Genomic DNA, 308 nt, shown 5'->3' with positions numbered 1-308 from the left:
TGGTGCGCCGACATCACGTATGTGCCGATGCCACGCGGCCACGCCTACCTGTGCGCCGTGATGGACTGGCACTCGCGCAAGGTGCTCGGCTGGGCCGTTTCCAATACCATGGGCACCGACCTCTGCCTGGAGGCTTTGGAAATGGCTTTGGGTTCCACCGGCAAGGTTCCCGGGATCTTCAACACCGATCAGGGCTGCCAGTTCACCTCGGCGGAATGGACCGGTCGGCTGACGGAACTCGGTGTGCAAATCAGCATGGATGGCCGCGGGCGATGGATGGACAACGTGTTCATCGAACGGCTGTGGCG

General features: G+C 62.7%; 1 protein-coding gene. It reads left to right on the top strand.

Annotated elements, in window-relative coordinates:
• On the top strand, positions 1-308 hold a 308-nt coding region (locus JIN85_RS22645), incomplete at both ends, for a DDE-type integrase/transposase/recombinase (protein WP_200274584.1).

This window comes from Luteolibacter pohnpeiensis (assembly GCF_016595435.1).
GTDB lineage: Bacteria > Verrucomicrobiota > Verrucomicrobiia > Verrucomicrobiales > Akkermansiaceae > Luteolibacter > Luteolibacter pohnpeiensis.
Note: the sequence above shows the minus strand (reverse complement) of the source record. Positions and strands in the feature narration are given on the sequence as shown.